This is a genomic window from Pseudomonas sp. RW10S2 (genome assembly GCF_014268985.1).
In the GTDB taxonomy this organism is placed as follows: domain Bacteria; phylum Pseudomonadota; class Gammaproteobacteria; order Pseudomonadales; family Pseudomonadaceae; genus Aquipseudomonas; species Aquipseudomonas wayambapalatensis.
In genome coordinates this window covers 17,396-39,414 of record NZ_JABWRO010000042.1, presented here as the reverse complement: position 1 = coordinate 39,414, position 22,019 = coordinate 17,396, and the positions used below count along the sequence as shown (strand labels likewise).

General features: G+C 63.8%; 17 protein-coding genes. 6 read left to right on the top strand and 11 right to left on the bottom strand.

Annotated elements, in window-relative coordinates; translation table 11 throughout:
* Nucleotides 1-46: 46 nt before the first annotated feature.
* Together HU729_RS11625 and uvrD are read right to left on the bottom strand one after the other, a co-directional pair.
* On the bottom strand, nt 47-898 hold the full coding sequence (locus HU729_RS11625; RefSeq protein ID WP_186710115.1) for a TIM44-like domain-containing protein: 852 nt from the start codon (nt 896-898) through the stop codon (nt 47-49).
* A 165-nt stretch (nt 899-1,063) separates the two neighbouring features.
* Nucleotides 1,064-3,247, bottom strand: coding sequence for a DNA helicase II (uvrD, locus tag HU729_RS11620; RefSeq protein WP_186670132.1), 2,184 nt, complete (start codon nt 3,245-3,247; stop codon nt 1,064-1,066).
* A gap of 142 nt (nt 3,248-3,389) precedes the next feature.
* Here uvrD and HU729_RS11615 point away from each other — a divergent pair, with 142 nt between their 5' ends.
* Entirely contained in the window at nt 3,390-6,254 is a 2,865-nt protein-coding gene (locus tag HU729_RS11615; protein WP_238348356.1) for an EAL domain-containing protein, read from the top strand.
* 37 nt (nt 6,255-6,291) lie between these two features.
* Here HU729_RS11615 and zwf read toward each other — a convergent pair whose 3' ends face one another.
* Nucleotides 6,292-7,734, bottom strand: coding sequence for a glucose-6-phosphate dehydrogenase (gene zwf / locus HU729_RS11610; RefSeq protein ID WP_186710113.1), 1,443 nt, complete (start codon nt 7,732-7,734; stop codon nt 6,292-6,294).
* Nucleotides 7,735-7,838: 104 nt separating this feature from the next.
* Between zwf and hexR the strand changes: the two genes are divergently transcribed.
* Nucleotides 7,839-8,705, top strand: coding sequence for a transcriptional regulator HexR (gene hexR / locus HU729_RS11605; RefSeq protein ID WP_003253273.1), 867 nt, complete (start codon nt 7,839-7,841; stop codon nt 8,703-8,705).
* Nucleotides 8,706-8,862: 157 nt separating this feature from the next.
* Nucleotides 8,863-9,081 carry a hypothetical protein gene (locus HU729_RS25835; protein ID WP_238348354.1) on the top strand — a complete coding sequence of 73 codons (219 nt, stop codon included), beginning with the start codon at nt 8,863-8,865 and terminating at the stop codon, nt 9,079-9,081.
* Here the strand turns inward: HU729_RS25835 and HU729_RS11600 are convergent.
* Entirely contained in the window at nt 9,023-9,985 is a 963-nt protein-coding gene (locus HU729_RS11600) for a LysR family transcriptional regulator (protein ID WP_186710112.1), read from the bottom strand. The genes HU729_RS25835 and HU729_RS11600 overlap by 59 nt on opposite strands.
* A 189-nt stretch (nt 9,986-10,174) precedes the next feature.
* Here HU729_RS11600 and HU729_RS11595 point away from each other — a divergent pair, with 189 nt between their 5' ends.
* Together HU729_RS11595 and oadA are read left to right on the top strand one after the other, a co-directional pair.
* Nucleotides 10,175-11,590, top strand: a complete 1,416-nt coding sequence (locus tag HU729_RS11595) for an acetyl-CoA carboxylase biotin carboxylase subunit (protein ID WP_054892975.1) — start codon at nt 10,175-10,177, stop codon at nt 11,588-11,590.
* Between the two features lie 11 nt (nt 11,591-11,601).
* A complete protein-coding gene (gene oadA / locus HU729_RS11590) occupies nt 11,602-13,410 on the top strand; it encodes a sodium-extruding oxaloacetate decarboxylase subunit alpha (protein ID WP_186670126.1) in 1,809 nt (602 codons plus the stop codon).
* Nucleotides 13,411-13,578: 168 nt separating this feature from the next.
* Here the strand turns inward: oadA and HU729_RS11585 are convergent, their stop codons facing one another.
* The 3 genes from HU729_RS11585 to HU729_RS11575 are packed head-to-tail and all read right to left on the bottom strand — an operon-like array spanning nt 13,579 to nt 15,339.
* Nucleotides 13,579-14,244: a GNAT family protein gene (locus HU729_RS11585; protein WP_186710110.1), complete on the bottom strand. Its 666-nt coding sequence runs from the start codon at nt 14,242-14,244 to the stop codon at nt 13,579-13,581.
* 7 nt (nt 14,245-14,251) lie between these two features.
* Complete coding sequence (locus HU729_RS11580) at nt 14,252-14,698, bottom strand: GNAT family N-acetyltransferase (protein ID WP_186710108.1); 447 nt, start codon at nt 14,696-14,698, stop codon at nt 14,252-14,254.
* Nucleotides 14,699-14,709: 11 nt separating this feature from the next.
* On the bottom strand, nt 14,710-15,339 hold the full coding sequence (locus tag HU729_RS11575; protein WP_186710106.1) for an FMN-binding negative transcriptional regulator: 630 nt from the start codon (nt 15,337-15,339) through the stop codon (nt 14,710-14,712).
* Nucleotides 15,340-15,428: 89 nt separating this feature from the next.
* On the opposite strand from HU729_RS11575, the gene HU729_RS11570 reads away from it, so the two are divergent.
* On the top strand, nt 15,429-16,955 hold the full coding sequence (locus tag HU729_RS11570; RefSeq protein WP_186710105.1) for a PLP-dependent aminotransferase family protein: 1,527 nt from the start codon (nt 15,429-15,431) through the stop codon (nt 16,953-16,955).
* 86 nt (nt 16,956-17,041) lie between these two features.
* Here the strand turns inward: HU729_RS11570 and HU729_RS11565 are convergent, their stop codons facing one another.
* The 4 genes from HU729_RS11565 to aspA all read right to left on the bottom strand — a co-directional run bounded on the left by HU729_RS11565 (nt 17,042) and on the right by aspA (nt 21,939).
* Nucleotides 17,042-18,145, bottom strand: coding sequence for a polyamine ABC transporter substrate-binding protein (locus HU729_RS11565; RefSeq protein ID WP_186670116.1), 1,104 nt, complete (start codon nt 18,143-18,145; stop codon nt 17,042-17,044).
* A gap of 2 nt (nt 18,146-18,147) precedes the next feature.
* Nucleotides 18,148-19,188 carry a histone deacetylase family protein gene (locus HU729_RS11560; protein ID WP_186710104.1) on the bottom strand — a complete coding sequence of 347 codons (1,041 nt, stop codon included), beginning with the start codon at nt 19,186-19,188 and terminating at the stop codon, nt 18,148-18,150.
* Between the two features lie 167 nt (nt 19,189-19,355).
* On the bottom strand, nt 19,356-20,348 hold the full coding sequence (locus tag HU729_RS11555; protein ID WP_186710103.1) for an AraC family transcriptional regulator: 993 nt from the start codon (nt 20,346-20,348) through the stop codon (nt 19,356-19,358).
* Nucleotides 20,349-20,514: 166 nt separating this feature from the next.
* Nucleotides 20,515-21,939, bottom strand: a complete 1,425-nt coding sequence (aspA, locus tag HU729_RS11550; protein ID WP_054892966.1) for an aspartate ammonia-lyase — start codon at nt 21,937-21,939, stop codon at nt 20,515-20,517.
* Between the last annotated feature and the right edge of the window lie 80 nt (nt 21,940-22,019).

Here is a 22,019-nt window from a genome sequence, read left to right as displayed (position 1 = left end):
CCCCCCGGGGGGGGGGGGGGGGTTTTTTCTGTGAAGCGCGTCAGAATCAGCCGTTCTGGCGGATACCGGCGAGCATCCAGGGCTGGTTCTCGCCCTGTGCACGCTCCATGTGCCAGCTTTCGCTGAACGCCTCGCCCTGATCGAAGCGCGAGTTCTTCGATACGCCACGGAAGGTCAGGGTGGCGATGGTCTTGTCGGCACGGTCGTCGACGCCTTCCAGTTGCACATCGAGGTCGTCGATGTAGGTGGACTGGAAGCCATCACCTTGCTCGGCACGCTCACGCTTGAGGAACTCGAGCATTTGCGGGGTGACGAACTCGGCGATCTTGTCCATCTCGTTCGCATCCCAGTGCTGTTGCAGCGTCTGGAAGTGGTTGCGGGCAGCGGCCAGGAAGCTCTGCTCGTTGAACCAGGCCGGGGCGTTGATGACCGGCGCAGCGGCGACAGGTGCGGCCGAACCACCGAAGATCGATTGCGCAGGCTGTTGCGGCACTTCACGCTGGTAAGGGGCGTGACCGGCGGCTGCGGCAGCTTGCGGCTGCTGCTGGCGACGGCGCGCAGCGATGAAGCGGAAGACCAGGAAGGCGATCAGGCCCATGATCAGGAAGTCGAGGATCTGCATGCCCTGGAAGCCATCGCCCATGAACATGGAGGCGAGCAGGCCACCGGCGGCGAGGCCGGCCAGTGGGCCCAGCCAGCGCGAAGCACCGCTGGCAGCGGCCGGAGCGCGGCCTGGAGCGGTCGGCGCGGCGGCAGGCGTGGTAGGGGAGGCCTGGCGGGTCTGGTGCATAGGCGCAGCGCCCGAGCTCTTGCCGCCGCCGAAGCGCTTGGCGTTGGCGTCGAGGCTCAGCGTCAGGCCGACGCAGAGCGCCAGTGCGATGCTAAGAAAACGTTGCATAAGATGGGATTTCCCGTTTTGTGGATTGCACGCGCGTCATGGTGCACATGATCTAGGAGACATGGCTAGCGCAAGAATGTTTCGAGCTTTTGCCTGAGCGTGTAGGCAGCGTCTGAATCTGGCGTCTGAAAGAGCATCGCGGGACGAGTCACGAGCGACTCGTCCTCAGAGCGCTTCCAGCTTGGCATACCCCAGCATCAGCCACTTGCTGCCTTCGTCGAAGTTCACCTGCACGCGTGCCTGTGCCCCGGACCCTTCGAAGTTGAGGATGACCCCTTCACCGAACACCGAGTGTTGCACGCGTTGGCCCAGGCTGAAGGCGGTCTGCGGGATGCTGGCGTTGGCGAACAGGCTGCTGGCCTGGGTCTGCGCACCGCCGAAAGGACGGCTGACCGAATTGGACAAGCGCACTTCCTGAACCAGGCCTGCCGGGATTTCCCGTACGAAACGCGACACCTTGTTGTACGTCTCGCTGCCATAGAGGCGCCGGGTCTCGGCGTAGGTCATGATCAGCTGGCGCATCGCGCGGGTGATCCCGACATAGGCCAGGCGGCGCTCCTCTTCAAGACGACCAGGCTCTTCCAGGCTCATCTTGTGCGGGAAAAGGCCTTCTTCCATGCCGACCAGGAACACGTAGGGGAATTCCAGGCCCTTGGCGCTGTGCAGGGTCATCAGCTGCACACTGTCTTCGTGCTCGTCTGCCTGGGCGTCGCCGGCTTCCAGCGAGGCGTGGCCGAGGAATGCCGACAGCGGCGAAAGGTCGGCGTCTTCTTCACTGGATTCGAAGTTGCGCGCAGCGCTGACCAGTTCCTCAAGGTTCTCTACCCGGGCCTGGCCTTTTTCACCCTTTTCTTCCTGGTGGTAGATGATCAGCCCGGACTGCTCGATGACGGTCTGGGTCATGGTGTGCAGCGGCATCTCCGTGACCTTGGTCGCAAGGTTCTCCATCAACTCGATGAAGCCGCCCAGGGCGCTGGCAGCACGGCCTTTGAGCGCTTTGGCGGCGAGCAGCTGGCACATCGCATCCCACATCGACAGCTGGCTGTGGCGGGCATGTTCGCGGATGGCTTCGACCGTCTTCTCGCCGATGCCGCGCGGCGGCACGTTGATCACCCGCTCGAGTGCAGCATCGTTGCCGCGGCCTTCGAGCAGACGCAGGTAGGCCATGGCGTTCTTGATTTCGGCGCGTTCGAAGAAGCGCTGGCCACCATAGATGCGGTAGGGGATGCGCTCACGCAGCAAGGCTTCTTCGAGCACTCGCGACTGGGCGTTGGAGCGATAGAGGATGGCGATGTCGCTGCGCGAATTGCCGTCCTTGATGATGCGCTCGATGCTTTCGACCACGTAGCGTGCTTCGTCGTGCTCGTTGTATGCCGCGTACAGGGTGAGGGGTTCGCCTTCGCCCAGGTCGGTCCACAGCTCCTTGCCCAGGCGCCCGCTGTTATTGGCGATCAGGGCGTTGGCAGCCTTGAGGATGCCACTGGTGGAGCGGTAGTTCTGCTCCAGGCGGATCAGCTCGGCGTCGGGGAAGTCGGCGGTGTATTGATGGATGTTCTCGATCTTCGCGCCGCGCCAGCCATAGATCGACTGGTCGTCGTCGCCCACCGCCATCAGGCTTTCGCCACCGCCGGCCAGCAGGCGCAGCCAGGCGTACTGCACGGCGTTGGTGTCCTGGAATTCGTCCACCAACAGGTGGCGGAAGCGGCGCTGATAGTGCTCGAGCAGGCCGGGGTGGTCGCGCCACAGGTCGAGGGCGCGCAGCAGCAGTTCGGAGAAGTCGATGACCCCGGCGCGCTCGCAGGCCTGTTCGTAGGCTTCGTAGATGCCGCGCATGGTGGCCAGGAACAGGTCGCCGCTGGCCTGGATGTGCTGCGGGCGCAGGCCTTCGTCTTTTTGCCCGTTGATGAACCACTGGGCCTGGCGTGCCGGCCAGCGCTGCTCATCCAGGCCCATCTCGCGGATGACACGCTTGATCAGCCGCTGCTGATCGTCGCCGTCGAGGATCTGGAAATTCTGCGCCAGGCGCGCTTCCTGCCAGTGGGCGCGCAGCAGGCGGTGGGCCAGGCCGTGGAAGGTGCCGACCCACATGCCAGCCGGGTTGATGCCCAGCAACTGTTCGATACGGTGACGCATCTCCGCGGCGGCCTTGTTGGTGAAGGTCACCGACAGAATCGAATGCGGCGAGGCCTGCTCGACCTGGATCAGCCAGGCGATGCGGTGCACCAGCACGCGGGTCTTGCCGGAGCCGGCGCCAGCGAGCACCAGTTGACGCCCACGCGGGGCTGCTACGGCCTGGCGTTGGGCATCGTTGAGGGAGTTGAGCAGTAGGGAGAGGTCATCAGTGTGCATCCGGCCATTCTAGGTTGGCGCGGGGGCTGCGGGCAAATGCTCGGGCATTTGTGAAATCATGACATACAGCAGTTTGGCCTGGCCTTGCGCTTGTGTATGCTCCGTGCACGTTCGCGGCTGACCATTATAAGAACACTGCCATATGACCCAGAATTGCATGGTGATCGACGCATCACCCGAATCGACAAGGAGCGTTCGCAGGCAATTCGCAACCCAGCTCTCCATCGAGCGGACCCGCCTGCTTTACCAGGGCTCGTTGCTGCCCACCCTGTTCATGTTGCTCAACGGCCTGCTTTGCGCCTGGCTGCTGTGGAGTCCTGCCCGCTACCTGCTGGTCGGCGTGTGGATGGTCTGGTTGCTGGCGCTGGTGGCCTTGCGGGTGATCCAGGTGGCGGCTTTCGATGCGGCCACGCCGGCGCGCCAGGCCAAGCCGACCTGGTGGCGGATGTTCCTGGGTGGGTCGGCCTTCAGTGGCCTGACGCTTGCCTGTGCTGCACTCGCGCTGGTGCCGGTGGACAGTTTCGTCCAGCAGGCCTGGGTATTCGGCCTGCTGGGCGCAGCGGCGCTGTCGGCGAGCGTCGCCTATGCGGTCAGCCTGCCGGCCTTTCTCAGCTTCGTGTTACCCGGCCTGTTGCCGCCGATCGGATTTCTGTTCTTCTATCAGGACGGATTGCAGCGCGGCTGGGGCTGGCTTGGCCTGATCCTGCTCGGCGCCCTGATGGTAGTGGCCTGGCAGGTCAATCGTTTGATCGAGCGCGGTCTGCTCCGACGCTTCCAGAACCAGGCACTGATCGAGCATCTGCAGGGTGCGCAACGCCATGGCGAGCAACTGAACCAGGCCCTGAGTGCAGAGATCCGCCACCGTCGTCATGCCGAAGAGCAATTGCGCCAGGCTCAGGCCGGCCTTGAGCTGCGGGTGAACGAGCGAAGCCGTGAGCTGGCGCTTGCCACCCAGGCCCTGGGCGCCAGCGAGCAGCGCCTGGCCCTGGCGCTGGAGGCCAGCGAGCTGGGGCTGTGGGACTGGGACCTGCAAACCGACGAAGTCCATCACACTCAATTGCATGCCTTGTTCGGCCTGGAGCCTGGACAAGTGCGCTCGGTGCTTGCCGACCTCAAGCCGCGCCTGCATCCCGACGATCTGCCGCTACTGCGGCGCACACTGGTCGAGCACCTCAAGGGCCGCAGCGGCGACTATCGCGTCGAATACCGGGTACGCCACACGCAAGGCCGCTGGTGCTGGATCGAGGATCGGGGGCGGGCGGTCGAGCGTGATGCCGACGGCAAGGTCCTGCGCATGCTGGGCACCCGCCGCGACATCACCGCACAGAAGGAGCAGGAAGAGCAGCAACGGCTGGCTGCCACCGTGTTCGAGGCGGCCAGTGAAGGCATCGCCATCCTCGATGCGCACTACCAGTTGCTGGCGGTCAACCAGCGGTTCTGCGATCTCACCGGTTACGGGCGCGAAGACCTTATCCTGCGTGACCTGCTGGAGCTGCCGTGCAGCCGCGACGCTCGCCGGCACAGCCAGTCGATTCTCCAGGCCCTTGAGCAGCAGGGGCGCTGGCAGGGCGAGCTGGTCGAGGCGCGCAGCAATGGCGAGCTTTACCCGCAATGGCTGCAGCTCAATGGCGTGCGCGATGGGCGGGGCAATATCAGCAATATCGTGGCGTTCTTCACTGACCTGTCGGCGCGCCGCGAGTCGGAGGAGCGCCTGCGCTACCTGGCCCACTACGATGACCTCACAGGCCTTGCCAATCGCGCACTGTTCCGCCTGCGCCTGCACGAGGCGGTGCAGCGTGTGCGCCTGAACGGCCGTAGCCTGGCGCTGCTGCATGTCGACCTGGACCGTTTCAAGCTGCTCAATGAAAGCCTGGGGCATGAGCTGGCCGACCAGTTACTGAAGAAAATGGCCCAGCGCCTGGCCAATGCGGTGCCGGAGGCCGACACCGTGGCGCGTATCTCCGGCGACGAGTTCGCCGTGCTGTTCGATGGCTACAGCAATCTTTCCAGCCTGGTGCGGGTCACCACACGGCTGCTCGACAAGCTGCGGGTGCCGCAGCGGGTGGGCGGTCATGAAGTGGTGATCAGTGCATCGGTGGGCATCAGTGTGTTGTCGGAGGCCACTTTCGACCTCAACGCCCTGGTCAGCCAGGCTGACATGGCCAAGCAGCATGCCAAGCACCTGGGGGGCGACAGTTTCCAGTTCTATACCGAAAGCCTGCGTGCCAGCACCCTGGAGCGCCTGCAACTGGAGAACGATCTGCGCAAGGCTCTCGACGAGAACCAGTTGCGGGTCTATTACCAGCCCAAGCTGTGCCTGCGTTCCGGCCGTCTGCATGCCGCCGAGGCGCTGGTGCGCTGGCAGCATCCGCAGTGGGGCATGGTGCCGCCGGGCGAGTTCATCGGGCTGGCCGAAGAAACCGGGTTGATCGCGCCGATGGGTGAGTTCGTCCTGCGTCAGGCGTGCTGGCAGGCCTGCGAATGGCTGCGCCAGGGCAGAGAGATCCGTGTTTCGGTCAACCTGTCGGTCTACCAGTTGCGCCAGGGCAAGGTGGTCAGCCTGGTGCGCCAGGTGCTGCAGGAGACCGGGCTGGCACCGCACCTGCTGGAGCTGGAACTGACCGAGAGCCAGTTGCTCGACAATGTCGAGCACATCATCGCCACCTTCCAGCAACTGCACGCATTGGGCGTGAAGCTGGCGATCGATGATTTCGGGACCGGCTACTCATCGCTGAGTTACCTCAAGCGCTTTCCGGTGGACTACGTGAAGATCGACCAGGCGTTCATTCGGGGTCTGCAGGAGGGCAGCCAGGATGCCGCGATCATCCGGGCGATCATCGCCATGGCCAAGAGCCTGGGGCTGGAGGTGGTGGCCGAGGGCGTGGAAACCCAGGAGCAGCTGGCATTCCTGTGTGAACAGGGGTGCGACGAGGCTCAGGGTTACCTGATCAGTCGACCGATCGATGCCGCAGCGTTCAAGGCGTTGCTGGAGCGCTCGCGGGGATGACCTGCGCCCCGGCGGCAAGTGCCGGGGCAGGGGATGGTCAGAGGTACCAGTGTCGGCCCTGATGCGCCAGGAGGCTGTTGGCCTGCTCTGGCCCATTGCTGCCTGCCGGATAGGTCCGCGGTGCCTGGAAGTGTTCTTCCCAGCCCTTGAGGATAGGGTCGATCCAGGCCCACGCGGCCTCCACTTCGTCGCGGCGCATGAACAGTGTCGAGTCACCATCCAGTACATCCAGCAGCAGGCGCTCGTAGGCTTCCCAGCGGCGGGTCTGGGCGAAGGCCTGGGCCAGGTTCAGGTCCAGTTCGACCGGCGCCAGGCGCATGCCGCGGCCGGGGCTCTTGGTCATCATGCGCAGGCTGATGTGCTCGTCGGGCTGCAACTGGATCAGCAACTGGTTGACCTGGCCGCCCGCGAACAACTCGTGGGGCACCGGTTTGAACTGGATGACGATCTGCGACGAGCGCCGTGCCATGCGCTTGCCGGTGCGCAGGTAGAACGGCACGCCGGCCCAGCGCCAGTTCTCGATATGGGCCTGCACGGCGACGAAGGTTTCGGTGTCGCTGTCGTTGTCGACATCTTTCTCGAAGTAGTAGGCCGGCACTTCCTGGCCGCCGATCTTGCCGGCGCTGTACTGGCCGCGCACGGTCTTGTCCTGCACGTCCTGGCCGGTGATCGGGCGCAGCGCACGAAGGATCTTCACCTTCTCGTCGCGGACCGCCTCGGCCTCGAACTGCGCCGGCGGCTCCATCGCCACCAGGCAGAGCAGTTGCAGCAGATGGTTCTGCAGCATGTCGCGGGTAGCGCCGGCGCGCTCGTAGTAGGCGCCGCGGTTCTCGACCCCGAGGGTTTCGCAGACGCTGATCTGCACATGATCGACCTGGCTGTTGCGCCATACAGGCTCCAGCAAGGCATTGGCGAAGCGCAGGGCCATGAGGTTCTGCACTGTCTCCTTGCCCAGGTAGTGATCGATGCGAAAGACCTGGGACTCGTCGAATACCGCGCCGATGGCTTCGTTGATCGCCGTGGCCGACTCCAGCGAATGGCCGATGGGTTTCTCCAGCACGATGCGCGCTTCGTTGTCGGCAAGGCCGGCCAGGCGCAGGTTGTTGGCGATGGACACGAACAGGTTGGGGGCGGTGGCGAGGTAGAAGATTCGGGTCAGGCCACCGGGCTCGCCAAGGTAGCGGGCCAGGCGTCCGAAGTCGGCACCCTGGGAGGCATCCATGGCGAAGTAGTCCAGGCGTGCCGAGAAGCGCTGCCAGACCTCCTCGTCGAAGTCGTTGCGGGCAATCTGCGCCCTGCAATGACGCTCGCTGAGCTTGAGGTAGTCGTTGCGCGGCAGGGGGCGGCGGGCCAGGGCGATGATCCGCACGGCGTTGTGCAGGCGACCCTCGCGGTAGAGCTGATAGAGCGCCGGCAGCAGCTTGTGCAGGGCCAGGTCGCCCGTGCCGCCGAAAACCAGAATGTCGCAAGGGATACTCAAGCCACCACTCTCCCATGTTCGTTTAGCTGGGCGGTCAGCCGGTCATGTAGTATAACTACAAGATAGCTACATCCCGGCCAGCCGATCATAACCGAGTCCAGCCTGTGAATCTGTTGCAACATATCGCTCAATCGCGCCACCTGCTGCGCAAATCGGAACTGAAAGTGGCCGACCACGTGCTGCTCGATCCGGCTGCCGTCATGCACAGCTCGATGGCCGATCTTGCCCACAGTGTTGGTATCAGCGAGCCGACCATCGTGCGTTTCTGCCGCGCCATCGGTTGTTCGGGCTTCCAGGACCTCAAGCTCAAGCTGGCGCAAAGCCTGGCGGCGGGCGCCAGCTTCGGCCAGTTCGCCATCCATGAAGACGACTCGGTCGCCGACTACAGCCTGAAGATTTTCGACACCACCTTGCACACGCTGATGGAAGTGCGCGAGCACCTCGACCCGCAGGCGCTGCAGCAGGCGGTGAGTGCCATGGCCCAGGCGCAGCGCGTGGAATTCTACGGCTTCGGGGCTTCCGGCGCGGTCGCCGCCGATGCCCAGCACAAGTTCTTCCGCCTGCTGCTCAGTGCCGCGGCCTATTCCGACCCGCACATGCAGGCGATGTCGGCGGTGACCCTCAAGCCGGGTGATGTCGCCGTGTGCATCTCGCAGTCGGGGCGCTCGAAGGATTTGCTGATCACCGCCAACCTGGTGCGTGAAAGCGGCGCCAACCTCATCACCCTGTGCCCCAGCCAGACGCCGCTGGCGGAACTGTCGACCGTCAACCTGGCGATCGACGTGCACGAAGACACCGAGATCTACACCCCGCTGACCTCGCGGATCGCCCACCTGGTGGTGATCGACGTGCTGGCCATGGGTGTGGCCATGGCGCGTGGGCCGAGCCTGGTCAACCACCTCAAGAGCGTCAAGCGCAGCTTGCGCAGCCTGCGTTTGTCGCCCAAGTCGATCAAGGCTACCGACGACTGATTGCACTGCTACCGCACCGGCCTCTTTGGGAGCGGGTTTACCCGCGAAAGGGCCGGTACGGGCAATGAAAATTCACGATTCTGTCACCATTTCTCAGCCAAACCGTAAAACCCCGAAGCCACCCTGAAACTCCCGCACTCGATCTGGGAGACAGGCAATGGCAAACGATCACTTCGGTTCGTACCAACCCAGCGCCAAAGCTCGCAAGCAGGCTGAAAAGGATCAGCGACGCATGGAATATCGTCGCGCGATCGAAAGCTACTGCGACCAGCGCCAACTCTTGCGCGATCTCGCCGACTACCCGGAGCTGCAAGACATCACGGTGTGGCAGGTGGCGTCGGCAGCTTCCCAGAAAATCGCTCCACAAGCCCGCTGATCTTCGCACGTTCGCTGCGAATGAATGCCAGAAACGCCAAGGCCACCGGCGATTGCCGCTTGGCCTTGGACTGCACCACGCACCAGCTGCGGTACAGCGGCAGCTCCTCGACAGGCAACTCCCTGAGCATCCCGGTGGCCAGTTCCATGTTCACTGCATGGCGAGTCAGCAGGGCGATGCCCAAGCCTGCGATCACGCACTCGCGCTGGGCGTCGGCCGAGGCCACTTCCAGGGTCTGGGTGAAGTGCACGCGCTTGTCCTTGAAGTACTCCTCGCAGGCTTTGCGCGTGCCCGAGCCTTGTTCGCGGATGAGCAGGGTATGAGGCTCCAGGTCCTGCAGGCGCAAGCGTTCGAGCTTGCACAACGGGTGTTCCGGTGGCGCCACCGCGATGATCGGGTTATTCAGGAATGGCAGGAACTCCAGCCCCATGTCCTGCGGCACCATCGACATGATGATCAGGTCGTCGCGGTTGTCGGACAGGCGTCGAATCGCCTGGGCGCGATTGACCACCGTGAGGGTGAGGTTGACCTCCGGGTGTCGTTGCTTGAAGGCGGCGAACAGGTGTGGCACGAAGTACTTCGCACTGGATTCGATCGCCAGCTTCAATTGCCCCTGCAGTGAGCCCTGCATGTCCGACAGCTGCATGTCGAGGTTTTCCAGGCGCCCGAAGATGTCGCGGCTGGCACGTTGCAGTGCCTCGGCCGCTTCGGTCAGGTAGAGCTTTTTGCCGACGTACTCGAACAGCGGCTGGCCGACCAGCTCTTCGAGCTGGCGGATCTGTAGACTTACGGCGGGTTGCGTAAGCGCCATCTCTTCCGCTGCGCGGCTGTACGAGCGCAAATCACACACTTCGTTAAAGATCTGCAATTGACGCAAAGTCATACGCATCAAGGACTTACGCATTTATCCCCAGGCTCCGGCAAAACCTTGTTACCTCACTATAAGCTTTTGCTAATACAGCCCCTAACAAATATTGATTTTTGTTTATCAACCGGTAGCGCTAGTTTGAATGTGCGACTGGCCAGCGACGTCTGGTCACGCGCCGACCGGTGTAACCGGATCGTCTGTTCCTACGGCTTTGGGAAGACTCCAGTGATAAAAAAAATCCTGATCGCCAACCGGGGTGAAATCGCAGTTCGGATCGTGCGTGCCTGCGCCGAAATGGGCATTCGCTCTGTCGCGATCTTTTCCGACGCCGACCGTCACGCCTTGCACGTCAAGCGCGCCGACGAGGCCTACAGCATTGGTGCCGAGCCTCTGGCCGGTTACCTGAACCCGCGCAAGCTGGTGAACCTTGCTGTGGAAACCGGCTGTGACGCCCTGCATCCGGGCTACGGTTTCCTGTCGGAAAACGCAGAACTTGCAGAAATCTGCGCCGAACGTGGCATCAAGTTCATCGGTCCTGCTGCCGAGGTCATTCGCCGCATGGGCGACAAGACCGAAGCGCGCCGCACCATGATCCAGGCCGGTGTCCCGGTGACCCCAGGAACCGAAGGCAACGTGGCCGACATCCACGAGGCCCTGAGCGAAGGCGAGCGCATCGGTTATCCGGTGATGCTCAAGGCCACCTCCGGTGGCGGCGGGCGTGGTATTCGCCGCTGCAACAGCCGCGAGGAGCTGGAACAGAACTTCCCCCGGGTGATTTCCGAAGCCACCAAGGCGTTCGGTTCCGCCGAGGTGTTTCTCGAGAAATGCATCGTCAACCCCAAACACATCGAGGCGCAGATTCTCGGTGACAGCTTCGGCAACGTGGTGCATCTGTTCGAGCGCGACTGCTCGATCCAGCGCCGCAACCAGAAGCTCATCGAAATCGCCCCGAGCCCGCAGCTGACGCCGGAACAGCGCGCCTACATCGGCGACCTGGCCGTACGCGCCGCCAAGGCGGTCAACTACGAGAACGCCGGTACCGTGGAGTTCCTGCTCGCCGATGGCGAGGTGTACTTCATGGAGATGAACACCCGGGTGCAGGTGGAACACACCATCACCGAGGAAATCACCGGCATCGATATCGTGCGTGAGCAGATTCGCATCGCCTCGGGCCTGCCGCTGTCGGTCAAACAGGAAGACATCCAGCATCGCGGCTACGCGTTGCAGTTCCGGATCAACGCCGAAGACCCGAAGAACAATTTCCTGCCCAGCTTCGGCAAGATCACCCGCTACTACGCCCCCGGGGGTCCGGGCGTACGTACCGACACGGCAATCTATACCGGCTACACCATTCCGCCGTTCTACGACTCCATGTGCCTGAAACTGGTGGTCTGGGCGCTGACCTGGGAAGAAGCCATGGACCGCGGCCTGCGAGCCCTGGATGACATGCGCCTGCAGGGGGTCAAGACCACCGCGGCGTACTACCAGGAAATCCTGCGCAACCCGGAATTCCGTAGCGGCCAGTTCAATACCAGCTTCGTGGAAAGCCATCCGGAACTGACCAACTACTCGATCAAGCGCAAACCCGAAGAGCTGGCCCTGGCCATCGCCGCCGCCATCGCCGCCCACGCAGGCCTGTGAGGAATTCAACAATGTCCAAGAAAATCCATGTAACCGACACGATCCTGCGCGACGCCCACCAGTCCCTGCTGGCCACCCGCATGCGCACCGAAGACATGCTGCCGATCTGCGAAAAGCTCGACAAGGTCGGCTACTGGTCGCTCGAAGTCTGGGGCGGTGCGACCTTCGACGCCTGCGTGCGCTTCCTCAAGGAAGACCCGTGGGAGCGCCTGCGCCAACTGCGTGCGGCACTGCCCAACACCCGTCTGCAGATGCTGCTGCGCGGCCAGAACCTGCTGGGCTACCGCCATTACAGCGATGATGTGGTCAAGGCTTTCGTGGCCAAGGCTGCGGTCAATGGTATCGACGTATTCCGCATCTTCGACGCCATGAACGATGTGCGTAACCTGCGCGTGGCCATCGAAGCGGTGAAGGCCGCCGGCAAGCACGCCCAGGGCACCATTGCCTACACCACCAGCCCCGTGCACACCATCGAGGCCTTCGTGAACCAGGCCAAGCAGATGGAAGCCATGGGTTGCGACTCGGTGGCGATCAAGGACATGGCCGGCCTGCTGACGCCATACGCCACAGGCGAGCTGGTCAAGGCGCTGAAGGCCGAGCAATCGCTGCCGGTGTTCATCCACTCCCACGACACCGCAGGCCTGGCCGCCATGTGCCAGCTCAAGGCGGTGGAAAACGGTGCCGACCACATCGACACCGCCATCTCCAGCTTCGCCTGGGGCACCAGCCACCCGGGCACCGAGTCGATGGTCGCCGCGCTCAAGGGCAGCGAGTTCGACACCGGGCTGGACCTGGAGCTGCTGCAGGAGATCGGCCTGTACTTCTACGCCGTGCGCAAGAAGTACCATCAGTTCGAGAGCGAGTTCACCGCCGTGGATACCCGCGTGCAGGTCAACCAGGTGCCGGGCGGGATGATTTCCAACCTGGCCAACCAGCTCAAGGAGCAGGGCGCCCTCAACCGCATGAACGAAGTGCTGGCGGAGATCCCGCGGGTACGTGAAGACCTCGGCTTCCCGCCGCTGGTGACCCCGACTTCGCAGATCGTCGGCACCCAGGCGTTCTTCAACGTACTGGCCGGTGAGCGCTACAAGACCATCACCAACGAGGTGAAGCTGTACCTGCAGGGCGGCTACGGCAAGGCGCCAGGTGTGGTCGACGAGAAGCTGCGCCGCCAGGCGATCGGCAGCGAAGAAGTCATCGATGTGCGTCCGGCCGACCTGCTCAAGCCGGAGATGGCCAAGCTGCGTGCCGAGATCGGCAGCCTGGCGCACAGCGAGGAAGACGTGCTGACCTTCGCCATGTTCCCGGACATCGGGCGCAAGTTCCTCGAAGAGCGTGAAGCCGGAACCCTCAAGCCCGAAGCCCTGCTGCCGATCCCGGAAGCCGGCGCTGCAACCTCCGTAGGCGGCGAGGGAGTACCGACCGAGTTCGTCATCGACGTGCACGGCGAGACCTACCGCGTCGACATCACCGGCGTGGGCGTCAAGGCCGAAGGCAAGCGTCACTTCTACCTGTCCATCGACGGCATGCCGGAAGAAGTGGTGTTCGAGCCGCTCAACGATTTCGTCGGCGGTGGCAGCAGCAAGCGCAAGCAGGCCAGTGCGCCAGGTCACGTCAGCACCACCATGCCGGGCAACATCGTCGATGTGCTGGTCAAGGAGGGCGATGTGGTGAAGGCGGGGCAAGCGGTGCTGATCACCGAGGCGATGAAGATGGAGACCGAAGTCCAGGCGGCCATCGCCGGCAAGGTCGTTGCCATTCATGTGGCCAAGGGCGACCGGGTAACCCCTGGCGAGATCCTGATCGAGATCGAAGGCTGAGCGACAGCCTTCGACTGACAAGCGGTTTACCTCATGGGGAGCGGTTGCTCCCCTTTTTTTGTGTTGGGTTTCAGGGCCCAATCGCGGGGCAAGCCCGCTCCCACAGTTACCCCGCTGTTTTCATGGGCAGCGGGGTACCTGTGGGAGCGGGCTTGCCCCGCGATTGCGTCAGGCCTGGCGGCACGCCTCGAGGGTCTTCACCTGCCCGTCAGGCCGCTGGTTCTCCACGCTCAACCAGCGCTCGAAGCCCGCCGCCACCGCTGGCCACTCCCCGTCGGTGATCGAATACCAAGCCGTGTCGCGGTTCTGGTCTTTCACCACCATGTGCTGGCGGAATACGCCTTCGAAGATGAAGCCGAACCGCTCTGCGGCGCGCCTGGAGCGCGCGTTGGCGTTGTTGCATTTCCATTCCAGGCGCCGGTTGCCCAGCTCGAAGCCGAGCTTGCTCAGCAGGTACACCGCCTCGGTGCCCTTGGGCGTACGCTGCATGGCCGCGCCAAAGGCGATATGGCCGATTTCGAAGCGTCCCTGCTCGGGGACGATCGACATGTAGCTGAGGATGCCCTGCACCTGCCCGTTGCGTTTGTCGATGACGCTATAGAACAGTGGGTCGCGGCTGGCTGCGTTGCCTTGCAGCCAGCGGTCGAAGGCGGCGCGCTCGGTAAACGGGCCGTAGGGCAGGTAGTCCCACAGCACCGGGTCCGAACCCGGGCCTTGCAGGACCTCCCACAGGTCGTCGCCATGGCGCGCCGGGTCGAGTTTTTCCAGGCGGATGAAACGGCCATCGAGGGGGGAGGCGTCCGGTGTTGCGGCGGGTTTCCAGTTCAGGGTCATGGTCGGCCTACAGTGCTTTGCGAAATTGAATGAAGCCCGGGCGCTCGGCGACTTGCTCGTACAGGCTGATGGCCGTGGCGTTGGTCTCGTGGGTCAGCCAGTGCACCTTGATGCAGCCGGCGGCCTTGGCGGTGGCGTAGACGTGTTCGATCAGCTGGCGGCCGATGCCCAGGCCGCGCTGCTCGCCGTCGACGTAGAGGTCCTGCAGGTAGCAGGAGTTCTCGATGCTCCAGTTGGAACGATGATAGATGTAGTTGACCATCCCCACCGCCTTGCCATCGACCCAGGCCAAGGCCGAGTGGGTGGGTTCGCTGGGGGCGAGCAGGCGCTGCCAGGTCGTGGCGGTGACCTCGTCGGCGAGCGTGGTCTGGTAGAAGCGCAGGTAGGCCTGCCAGAGGGGCAGCCAGGCGGCGTGGTCTTCGAGAGTGACCGGGCGCAGGGTGACGTTGGACATGGTGGTTTCCTTCAGAGCGAACGCATCTGCGTCGCGAGTTGGTTGTCGAGCGGGTCGGGGCTGCTGGCCAGGCCTTCGCGCACGCCCTGCACATCGTCGGCGCTGCGGTTCTGGCTGAGCTTGCGGGCACCCTGGATGCGGGTGATGGGCAGGCGGATGCCGACGATGGCGCGGAGCATGCCGTCGATGTAGTCGGCAGGAGCGTCGGCGACTTTCCAGGGGGCGGCGCGGCTTTGTTCATGCAGGTCGGTCAGGCGGCTGACGATCTCCAGCAGCGGCGCCGGGTCATGGATGACCTCGGCCGGCCCATGGGCATGCACCGCGACGTAGTTCCACGTGGGTACCACTTTCGGGTTCTCCAGTTTGCTCGGGTAGTAGCCGGGGCTCACGTAGGCATCGGCACCCTGGAAAACCAGCAGGGCTTCGCCGCCTCGCTCCAGGTCCTGCCACTGGCGGTTGGCGCGTGCCAGATGGCCGTAGACCGTACCGAACTCGCCTTCGTGAGTGTCCACCAGCACTGGCAGGTGGGTCGCCAGCAGGCCGTGTTCGCCGTGGCTGACCAGCGTGGCAAGGCGCGTCTGCAGCATCTGCTGGTGCAGGCGTTGGAGGTCGTGTTCTTGATGAGGCTTGGCGTTGTACATGGCGAAGTCCTTGTTTGATGACCCCATCCTAGGCAGGCTATTGGTTCTGGGTAAGAGCCATTTGCAGCCGATTTGACAGGTCCAATGCCATGAGTGAGCGTCCCCTCGTTTTGCCTTTCGACCCCGCCGGCATCGTGCTCGACCGCCGCCGTGGCCTCAGCCAGCAGCTCTACCAGGCGCTGCGCGCGCGAGTGCTGGACGGGCGGCTGAGCAGTGGCACGCGGCTGCCGGCCACCCGTGACCTGGCTTCGATGCTGGCGCTGTCGCGCAACAGCGTGGTGCGCGCCTACGACCAGTTGTACGCCGAAGGCTTCATCGAAAGCCGGGTCGGGGATGGCACTTACGTGAGCCAGCTGCCGAAACTATCCACACAGTTATCAACAAGGTTATCCCGGGGGTTATCAACAGATTTATCCACATTTCTACCTGATGATACTGAGGATTTATCCAGTTCAACGCGCTCGAGCGCACCCTTGGAGCGCTTGAAATCCCACCATCTTTCACCGCCCAGGACGGGCGCTCCGAGGGCTTTTCGGGTCGGTATTCCGGCGTTCGATCTGTTTCCGTTCGAGGTCTGGGCCAAGCTGCAAGCGGGTTTCTGGCGTGATCCCGATCCTGCGCTGCTCGGCTATGGCGACCCGGCCGGTGAGCCTGTGCTTCGCGAGCTGATCGCGGCCTACATGCGTCGCTCGCGAGGGCTTTCGTGCACCGCTGAACAAATTGTGATCACCAGTGGTGCACAGCAGGCCATCAGCCTTTGTGCACAGCTGCTGCTGCAGCCGGGCGAGGAGGTGGCTGTGGAAAACCCGGGCTATCGCGCCGCCGGGCATGCCTTTGCCCTGGCCGGGGCGAAGGTGCGCGGTGTGGCGATAGACGACGAAGGGCTGGTATGCGAGCAGCTTGCCCGGTTGCGCGACTGCCGCCTGGCCTACGTGACGCCTGCGCACCAGTACCCGACCGGCGTCACCATGAGCCTGGCGCGGCGCCTGTCGTTGCTGGCCTGGGCCGAACGCCAGGATGGCTGGATCATCGAGGACGACTACGATGGCGAGTACCGCTACAGCGGCGCACCGCTGGCGCCCCTTGCGGCACTGGATCGCCAGCAGCGGGTGATCTACATCGGCACCTTCGGCAAGATCGCCTTCCCCGCGTTGCGCCTGGGCTACCTGGTGCTGCCGCCGCGACTGGTGCAAGCCTTCAGCCAGGGGCGGGCATTGGCGGTGCGGCATTCCGAAGTCGGGACGCAGTGCGTGATGGCGCAGTTCATGGCCCAGGGGCACTTCCAGCGGCATATCCGCCGCATGCGCCGGGCGGCGCTGGCGCGGCGCAATGTGCTCAAGGCCGGCTGGCCGCTGGATGTGCCGGGGCTGGGCGCAATGCCGGAGGTGGCGGCGGGGCTGCATGTGAAAGTGGATGTGGATAACTTCGCGCGCGAGCAGGTGCTGGTGGCCAGGGCTGAGGCGGTGGGGGTGGAGGTGCACCCGCTGAGTGCTTACTGGCTGGAAGACAGCGAGGTGCCTGTGGATAAGCGTGCGGGGCTGGTGCTGGGGTTTGCGGCGGTGCCCGAGGCGGAGATCGCCGAGGCGCTGATGCGATTGCGCAGGGCTTGGCGGTAAGACGTTGGACCGGGCTGTCTGTTTCGCGGGCAAGCCCGCTCCTACAGGCTCTTTGTAGGAGCGGGCTTGCCCGCGAAGCAGGCGACTCAGGTGCCGGACTTGATCCGCGTCCAGGCCCGGGTCCGTGCCCGCTCGGCCTCTTTGCTCAGCGGCTTGAGGGTATACAGCGTGGTCATCGCTTCAGCCGTCGGATACAGGTTCGGGTTGTTGCGAATCTGCGGGCTGACCTTCTCGGTCGCGTCCTTGTTCGGGTTGGGGTAGCCGACGAAGTCGCTGATCGGCGCGATCACCTCCGGGCGCAACAGGTAGTTTATGAAGGTGTGGGCGTCGTCCGGGTTCGCTGCATTTTTCGGAATGGCCAGCATGTCGAACCAGATCGGCGCGCCTTCCTTGGGCAGGCGCATGTCCACCACCACGCCATTCTTGGCTTCGCGCGCACGGTTGGCGGCCTGCGAGAAGCTGCCCGAGTAGCCCACTGCCACGCAGATGTCGCCGTTGGCGATATCGGCCATGTATTTCGAGGAATGGAAGTAGGTGACGTGCGGGCGGATCTTCATCAGCAGCGCCTCGGCCTTCTTGTAGTCCTCAGGCTTGTCGCTGTTGGGCGACAGGCCCAGGTACTGCAGGGCCAGCGGCAGGATTTCCGACGGCGAGTCGAGCAGCGCCACGCCGCACTGCTTGAGCTTGGCGATGTTCTCTTCCTTGAAGATCAGGTCCCAGCTGTCCACCGGCGCGTCGTCACCCAGCGCGGCCTTCACCTTGGCCGGGTTGAAGCCGATCAGGATGGTGCCGTACATGTAGGGCACCGCGAACTTGTTGCCCGGATCGTTGGCCTCGATCAGCTTCATCAGCGTTGGGTCCAGGTGCTGCCAGTTCGGCAGCTTGCTGCGGTCCAGGGGCTGGAAGACCCCGGCCTCGATCTGCTTGGCGAGGAACACGTTGGAGGGCACGACCACGTCATAGCCGGAGTTGCCGGTCAGCAGCTTGGCTTCCAGTGCTTCGTTGGTGTCGAAGATGTCGTAAATCAGCTTGACCTGGGCATCCTTCTGGAAATCGACCAGGGTCTGCGGGGTGATGTAGTCGAACCAGTTGTACACCCGCAGGGTGCGTTGTTCGGCATGGGCCTGAACGCCGCCGGCCAGCAGGCCGGCAGCAACGAGCGGGGCGAGCAGACGCTTGAGTGGACGCATGATCAGGCTCCTGGCTGGGCGCGCTGGAACCCTTCCAGCACATTGACTGCGTTGATGCCGATTTCCTCGACGGCATAACCACCTTCCATCACGAACAGGGTCGGCTTGCCGAGCTGGGCGATGCGCTTGCCCATCTCCAGGTAGTCCGGGCTGTCGAGCTTGAACTGGGAGATCGGGTCGTCCTTGAAGGTGTCCACGCCGAGCGAAATCACCAGCACGTCGGCGTCGAAGGCGGCGATGCGCTGGCAGGCGTCTTCGAGGGCGGCACTCCAGGTGGCCCAGTCGCTACCTGCCGGCAGAGGATAGTTGACGTTGCAGCCCTCGCCCGCACCCTCGCCGGTTTCGTCGGCATAGCCGAGGAAGAACGGGAACTCGTCGGTCGGATCGCCGTGGATCGAGGCGAAGAACACGTCGTTACGCTCGTAGAAGATGTCCTGGGTGCCGTTGCCGTGGTGGTAGTCGACATCGAGGATCGCGACCTTGCGCCGGCCCTGATCGAGGAAGGCCTGGGCAGCGATGGCGGCGTTGTTCAGGTAGCAGTAGCCGCCCATCACTTCGGCGGCGGCGTGGTGCCCTGGCGGACGGCACAGGGCAAAGGCGGCATGGGCGCCGTTCTGGATCGCGGCCTGCCCGGTCAGGGCGACTTGCGCGGCGCTGTAGGCGGCTTGCCAGGTGCCAGCGGTGATTGGCGCTCCACCGTCGAAGCTGTAGTAGCCCAGTTCGCCGTGCAGGCCGGTGGGTTTGATCTGGCGCAGGGTGCGTGCTGGCCAGGTGAACGGCAGCAGGTCGCCCTCCTGGTTCATGGCCGCCCAGCGCGCCCAGGCGCCTTCGAAGAAGTCCAGGTAGGCGGCGCTGTGGATGCGCAGCAGTGGCGCGCGGCCGAAGTCGTTCGGGCCCTGGACCGGGCCAAGCTTTTGCTGCTGAACGCGAGCGAGCACATGGTCGGCGCGCGAGGGCATCTCGAAACACGGCATCAGCTTGCCGTCGATCAGCTCGCAGCGGCCGTGGTGCAGGCGATGGTCATCGGAATAGATCGTCAGCATTTGTTGTTCTCCGAAGGTGACTGGCGTGGGCCCATTGTGGTGGGCGGGCCAGGTGGGGAGAACGTTGCAAACGGCCAAAAGGGGATCGATATGGCCACTGGCGATGGCCGGATCGGGTCGTGCGGGGATATTTTCGGCCTCTTGCGCCCCGGCAGGGCCGCTGCCGACTACCCGCGAAAATGGCTGGGCGCTACGCCACTCCAGCGTTGAAACGCATGCCGGAAGCTTGCCGTCTCGCTGAACCCCAGGGTTTCGGCGATCCGGTAGATCGGCATCTGGTCTTCGGCGAGCAACTGTTTGGCCCGTTCGAAGCGCAGCTCATCGAGCAGCTGTTGATAACTGCTGCCCAGCGCCTGCAAGTGTCGACGCAAGGTGCGCGACGAGCAGTTCATCTGCCGCGCCAGCCCCTCGAGCCCAGGCGCCGCATCGAGCTGCTGCATCAGCAACTGGCGAATGCGCCCCAGCCAGGCTTGGCGGCCAGTGAACTCCAGGTTCAGGCGCCTGCAGCGTTCGGCCATGGCTTTGTGGGTGATGGGATCGGCCAGGGGCAGTGGCATGTCGAGCCAGCGCCGTTCGAAGGCAAAGGCGTTGTCTCGCGATTCGAAGCCTGTCGGGCAGGGGAATGCACCGGCGTAGAGCAGATGATAGGCGGGACGTGCATGTTCGAAGCGTGCCGCCAGCAAGGGTAGCGGCCGACCGAGCAGGTCATCGCAGATGACTTTCAGCGAGACCAGGCAGAATTCGGCATTGAACGCTGCCAGTGCCGGCTCCTCGCGATAATCGCTGGCGCTCAGCCAGACACGCTGGCCGTCGTCGACCAGGCGCAACTGGAAGATTGTTCCCAGCAGTGCCGGATAACGCAGTGCCAGGCGCAGGGCGTCACCCAAAGTGGCACTCGAGAGCAAGGCGTAACCGAGCATGCCGTAGCACGACACATGCATCCGCCGCCCCAGCTCCAGGCCGATCTCCTCGCGTCGGGCGACCGCATTGGCACACACCTGCAGTTCTTGCTGGGTGGTGATGCGCGCATCGGGATGGCCCAGGTCGGCCGGGCCTATGCCGCTGCCGGCGAGCAGTTGCGAGGCAGTGCAGCCCTCTTCCTGGAACACGTTGAGAATCAACGAAACCGCGTTGAGGGTGGTGAGGTGGCTGTGCAGCATGCTCGGCATCCCGTTGGGGTGAGGGGCATTATCGAGCAAGTAGTGTGCCGGGAAGTGTCTGCGAGTGCTGCGTATAAAAAAAGGGCCCGAAGCGTGCGCTCGGGCCCTTGAAAGGTTGAGAGGTGTCTAGTCCCTCGACCTGGTGAGACAGGTTGCAGCGGTCGGGTTACGCCTTCAGCGGAACCAGACGTGGAGCGATCATGTTTTCCGGACGCAGGATGTCGTTGAGCATCGCTTCGTCCAGCAGCTTCTCTTCGCGCACCAGTTCCAGAACACCGCGGCCGGTTTCCAGGGCGACGCGGGCGATACGGGTGGCGTTTTCGTAGCCGATGTACGGGTTCAGGGCGGTGACCAGGCCGATCGAGTGCTCGACCAGTTCACGGCAGCGCTGTTCGTTGGCGGTGATGCCGACGATGCAGTGCTCGCGCAGCATGTCCATGGCGCGTTGCAGCAGGCGGATCGAATCGAAGATCTTGTAGGCGATCAGCGGCTCCATCACGTTCAGCTGCAGTTGGCCACCTTCGGCGGCGACAGTCAGGGCCAGGTCGTTGCCCATGATGGCGAAGGCGACTTGGTTGACCGCTTCCGGGATCACCGGGTTGACCTTGCCTGGCATGATCGAGCTGCCTGGCTGGCGCGCCGGCAGGTTGATCTCGTTGATGCCGGTGCGTGGGCCGCTGGACAGCAGGCGCAGGTCGTTGCAGATCTTCGACAGCTTGACCGCGGTACGCTTGAGCATGCCGGAGAACAGCACGAAGGCGCCCATGTCGGAGGTGGCTTCGATCAGGTCGGCCGCCGGAACCAGTGGCTGGCCGCTGATGGCTGCCAGGCGTTGTACCGCCAGGGCCTGGTAGCCCGGGTCGGCGTTGATGCCGGTTCCGATGGCGGTGCCGCCCAGGTTGATTTCGGTGAGCAGTTCCGGTGCCAGCGAACGCAGACGGTTGAGGTCTTCGGTCATGGTGGTGGCGAAGGCGCGGAATTCCTGGCCCAGGGTCATCGGCACGGCGTCCTGCAGCTGGGTACGACCCATCTTCAGTACGTGGCTGAACTCTTCACCTTTGGCGGCAAACGCCTGGATCAGGCTGTCGAGGCTGGCCAGCAGGGCGTCGTGGCCCAGCAGCAGGCCCAGGCGGATGGCGGTCGGGTAGGCGTCGTTGGTCGACTGCGCCATGTTCACATCGTTGTTCGGGTGCAGGTACTGGTACTCACCCTTCTGGTGACCCATGGCCTCCAGTGCGATGTTGGCGATGACCTCGTTGGCGTTCATGTTGGTGGAAGTACCAGCACCGCCCTGGATCATGTCCACCACGAACTGCTCGTGGAAGTCGCCACGGATCAGGCGGGCACAAGCCTCGCTGATGGCGGCGTGCTTGGCATCGCTCAGGTGCCCCAGCTCACGGTTGGCGTCAGCAGCGGCCTGCTTGACCATCGCCAGGCCGACTACCAGTTTCGGGTAGTGCGACAGCGGAACGCCTGAGAGGTGGAAGTTGTTGGCAGCGCGCAGAGTCTGGATGCCGTAGTAGGCATCGGCAGGGACTTCAAGGGTACCAAGCAGGTCTTTTTCGACGCGGAACGATGCAGCGGAGGACATGACGGATATCATCTCAATTTAAACCCGGCACCTGCCGGAATGCCGCCAATCCTAGGCTTCGGCAGATTTGTCGGCCAATG